General features: G+C 32.5%; 4 protein-coding genes. 1 reads left to right on the top strand and 3 read right to left on the bottom strand.

Annotated elements, in window-relative coordinates; translation table 11 throughout:
- Positions 1–324: 324 nt before the first annotated feature.
- Positions 325–645 carry a hypothetical protein gene (locus ACSSV5_RS12135; protein ID WP_454246089.1) on the bottom strand — a complete coding sequence of 107 codons (321 nt, stop codon included), beginning with the start codon at positions 643–645 and terminating at the stop codon, positions 325–327.
- On the bottom strand, positions 632–1,165 hold the full coding sequence (locus ACSSV5_RS12130) for a hypothetical protein (protein WP_454246088.1): 534 nt from the start codon (positions 1,163–1,165) through the stop codon (positions 632–634). Before ACSSV5_RS12130 ends, ACSSV5_RS12135 begins: the two co-directional genes overlap by 14 nt.
- A gap of 919 nt (positions 1,166–2,084) precedes the next feature.
- Between ACSSV5_RS12130 and ACSSV5_RS12125 the strand changes: the two genes are divergently transcribed.
- A complete protein-coding gene (locus tag ACSSV5_RS12125) occupies positions 2,085–3,053 on the top strand; it encodes an IS110 family transposase (protein ID WP_454246087.1) in 969 nt (322 codons plus the stop codon).
- 164 nt (positions 3,054–3,217) lie between these two features.
- On the opposite strand, the gene ACSSV5_RS12120 is transcribed toward ACSSV5_RS12125, so the two are convergent.
- Entirely contained in the window at positions 3,218–3,835 is a 618-nt protein-coding gene (locus ACSSV5_RS12120) for a hypothetical protein (RefSeq protein ID WP_454246086.1), read from the bottom strand.
- Between the last annotated feature and the right edge of the window lie 358 nt (positions 3,836–4,193).

Genomic DNA, 4,193 nt, shown 5'->3' with positions numbered 1-4,193 from the left:
TGAATTTTCTTCTTGATTTTTTCATATTTTTCATTGTTTAAAGTTAATAAATTTTCAACTTAAACAATGGTCCGAATTTGTCGAGGTATTATACATTTTTATTAATGTCCGATAACTTATCATTTAATTTTTCATAAATAGTATTTAATCTTTTTTCAGTTTTTTTGTAATTCTTTATAAAATTCAGTTTCTCTGGTTTGCACAAACGAGATTGTTCCATAAATTAAAGAAATTATTAAAGTCAAAATCCATTTTCTCATTGTTCATTTTTTTAGCTGCTGCACAACGTGTTTGGCTATAGTTTCGTTGCGTGAAAATTAGCGATTATTTTTCGATTTTAGATTTTAACTTCCAGAAAATCCCGAAATTTCCGTTTTCATCACAAACTCCTATTGGGTCTGATTGAAGTTCTAAGTCGTCTTTTAGGTAAGAAGGTTCATAACGCAATTGGACAAATTTTTCCTTTTCAATCTGAATAGGCATGTAGTCTCTACACCAAATGTCTTTTGTTGCTTTTAAAAAATCATACTTTATTAAATGTTTTTTAAGAAGTTCCGTTAAAGCGTTGCAAGTCTGTGTAAACCGCTCGTCAGACAGCAGTCTTTCAGAAAAACAGACTTTATTTAATTCTTTACTTGTTACCATTTAGTTTTTCAAATTGACTGGTTAAAAACCCTTTTCTGTCCTTCAAGTATTCGAGATATTCCCTTTCTTCGAATATGTCACTTTTGTCATTGTTACAGAAGTAGCAAGCTAAAACACAATTTTCTTCATTGTAAAGATTGTCTGTTGAATCCCGTCTCTCAATTTCTAAATGCCTTCCCCTTGTCGTTCGCTTACGGTTTTGAAACTTTTTCTCAAAGAGAATGGCAATTACCTTCTCGTCTGTCTTACAGTAGTAGCATTTGCCTTCTTGAATCTGATATTGAGTTCTGTACCACTTGTAAAAACTATTAAAATTCTGGAAACTAAATCCTTCTAATTCTTTCTTGTTATGATAAAGTGAGCGAACACGTCTTATGATTACAATTTCACTTTTACGTTCATTATCCAATTGCTTTGCATATTCACTGTATTCCTTTCTGGAAATATTCAAGTCACGACAAATGTCATCTGCTAATTCAGAATTTATGAAAAGTTTTTCAAAGAAGTTCTCTATGTCCATGTCGTTTCTTTAAATGCACTACAACGGGCGAGTGTATCATTAGTGGCGTGCAAAAAGTCAACACATTTTCGTTTTTATTGGTAAAGATAGAAAAAAAAAATTCAAACCTTAAAATTTTGCAAAAACACAGCCATTAATGATACACATTGTTGGTAGTAGCGGTGGAGTAGGCGAGGTCTTTTGCTGAAAACGCCCAAACCTTTCGCACCCATTTTTTTTCATACTCACGTTTCAAATTTCCCATAATTTCGATGTTATAACATTTCGTTGACGCTTAGCCATAGTTTTTGATTTAGCATCGTTTGTCGTTTTCTTTATTCACTATTTTATTGCAAATCAGCCTTTTGTTTCGGATTGTGATTTTCTCGTCGTGATGAGATTTTATTCGTTATCAATCATCGTGATAAGCCTATCATTTAGGATTTAGAAAAATTCCACCGAAAAAATTCCTACATCTTACTTTATCAAAAAATGGGTGAGCCTATAAATTTAAAAATATTATGGAGTAGTTGCTACCAACGTGATTGTATATGGCTCGTAGCGTGTAAATTAGTAATAACTTTTCGGTTAAGCACGAGCCGAATTTTTTAATTTTCCTATTACCTTTTTTCTCAATGAGCCAAATTAAAAAATTTGGCAGACTTGCAAATATACCTTAACTTCGATTAAGCAACTAATTAGCTATGAGCTATATACGTCTTAAGTTTGATTTTTTTAAAATAAACTAATTTTAGAACATTAATCAGAAAGGCATAAAGCAGCAGAATAAGGTTAATATAGCTGTTGAAGATTTTACTTCGTCAACAATGATAATCCCTGCTGCTTTTCTATCTAAATCTTGTTCAGTTCTATGAGACTTTAGATCTCGATTTTAAGATGTTAAGTATCAGATAGATTTACCTTTCATAAAATAAATATTATGGATAAAAATAGTAAAATTTTCGGAGTAGACATTAGTAAAGATTATTTTGATGTAGTAGATCAAGATAACAATCATAGCCAGTATGGTAATGATGCCCGAGGGTTTTCAAAGTTTCTAGAGCATCTTACCTCAGAAGACCTTGTAGTGATGGAAGCGACAGGTTATTACCATTACCGTCTTGCCCAGTTTTTATCACAACATTCCATTGTCTGCTCAGTTGTCAATCCTCTGTCAGTAAAACGTTTCATTCAAATGAAATTAGCAAAAACAAAGACAGATAAATCAGATGCAAAAGCCATTTGTGAGTACGCACAAGTTAACACTGTTCCTGTTTACAGTCATGTAGATGAAACACAAGCAGAGTGTCTTCAGCTCTTTAGTTTGTTAGATATTTACCAGAAACAGTTGACAGCAATAAAGAACAAACAACAGGGAGAGGAAGCTTTAGGTAGACCATCAAAAGCTGTATATCACTCACTAAACAGAGTGAGAAAAAATCTTCAGAAAGAAATAAATCATTTAGAGGAACAGCTTTTAAAGTTAGTAAAGTTAGATCAGCAGGAACAATTGACATTATTAAAAAGTATACCAGGAATGGGGGTAAAGACAGCTTTGTTTTTAATAGTTATAACAGGTGGTTTTGAGAAATTTGAGACTGCTTCCCAACTGTGCTGTTATGCAGGAATAACACCAACGCAGCGTACTTCAGGGAGTAGTGTTAGAGGTAAGAGTAGAATTAGTAAGGTAGGAAATAAAAAACTAAGATATTTATTATTTTTATGTGCTTTTTCAGCATGTAAATACAATCCGGCCTGCAAAGCACTCTACGACAGATTGGTAGAAAAAGGAAAGAGTAAGAAATTAGCACTATTAGCTGTGGAAAATAAACTTTTAAAACAAGCTTTTGCTATTGTTAAGTCAAAAAAACCTTTCGATGCGGAGCATCGGTCAGTTTTAAAAAAATAAATGATTAAAAATGAAATGATTATAGCTTGTTGAACTGGAAATAAATCGACGATAGGAGATTTATTCCATTTCAACAATGCCAAGAAGCATATTGCCAAAAATAAATGAATTTTTAGTTGGTTTTTGACTCAGTTCTTTGTTGTAAGCAGGACTTTTTCGCACAATTAAAGTTCAACTTTTGAGAAGTCAAAATATTTTACGGTTTTTAAAAGTCCTTTTATCTTTCTTAAATTTATTTCAACAATATCATATCTGTCTCGTGTCAAAAATCCAGAGTTAGTTTGCGCTAGTAAATGAAATACTAAAGGATAATTTTCAATTTCTTCAAACCTATGTTTCAAGTCATCAAGAAGATAAATTCTTGCCTCTACAATATTGCCATCTTCTTTAGTTCTTACAAGACCTTTGTATTCATTTTGTAAATCAGCAATGAGGTTCAAATATTGTTCAATTCCTTTTTGCAGTTTTGAAACAAGTAAATAGAGAAATACTTGTCCAAGTTCCGAATTTATGCATACTTTTTTCTCCTCGATTTTTACAAGTTTTGAGTTAAGGTATTCATCTCCAAAATAGTGTTCCTGGATATGTTCCTCAGTATAGATTTCTCTAAAACTTAGGTCTGTAAAGTTTTGAAGAACTTCAAGGTGTTCGCCTTTTACAATATAATGTTCAGGATTGAAACATTTATAAAATCCTTCATAGTGATAGGTTTGTCTATCATAAAATCTTCTTGTTAAAAACTGATAAGGTATTGAGAGCCTATTATATTCTTCTTTGTTCATTGTCTGTTGGTTTGGTTGTCTTGCTTACAACGGTCTAGTATAAGCGTAGTGCGGGATTTCAAGGCACTTACCTTTCCGATTAGCGATTAGTTTATTTTGTGTAATTACTTTCATTTTAGCACTTTAGCCCGCATTACGCTTATACAATGTTGTAAACAGTTGTGTGTCCTGCGTTACTTGGGGATACAAGATAGTGATTAAGTTCATTGAAAACAAGTAACAAAACTGTAATTGAGATGAGAGTCTTATTGGTATTCAGAAATGACCCTGGCATTTGTTTCAGGTGGATTCACGTAAAGAGTACGATGAGGATTGGTCTCTCGGCTGGGAGTGATTAGGCACACCAGTCAAACCGCCT

This window comes from Psychroflexus sp. MBR-150 (genome assembly GCF_053628795.1).
Note: the sequence above shows the minus strand (reverse complement) of the source record. Positions and strands in the feature narration are given on the sequence as shown.

Bases quoted from the DNA above. Each gene is read 5' to 3' on its own strand.
- ACSSV5_RS12135 (WP_454246089.1), bottom strand. From the start codon at position 645: ATGGTAACAAGTAAAGAATTAAATAAAGTCTGTTTTTCTGAAAGACTG.
- ACSSV5_RS12120 (WP_454246086.1), bottom strand. From the start codon at position 3,835: ATGAACAAAGAAGAATATAATAGGCTCTCAATACCTTATCAGTTTTTA.
- ACSSV5_RS12125 (WP_454246087.1), top strand. From the start codon at position 2,085: ATGGATAAAAATAGTAAAATTTTCGGAGTAGACATTAGTAAAGATTAT.
- ACSSV5_RS12130 (WP_454246088.1), bottom strand. From the start codon at position 1,165: ATGGACATAGAGAACTTCTTTGAAAAACTTTTCATAAATTCTGAATTA.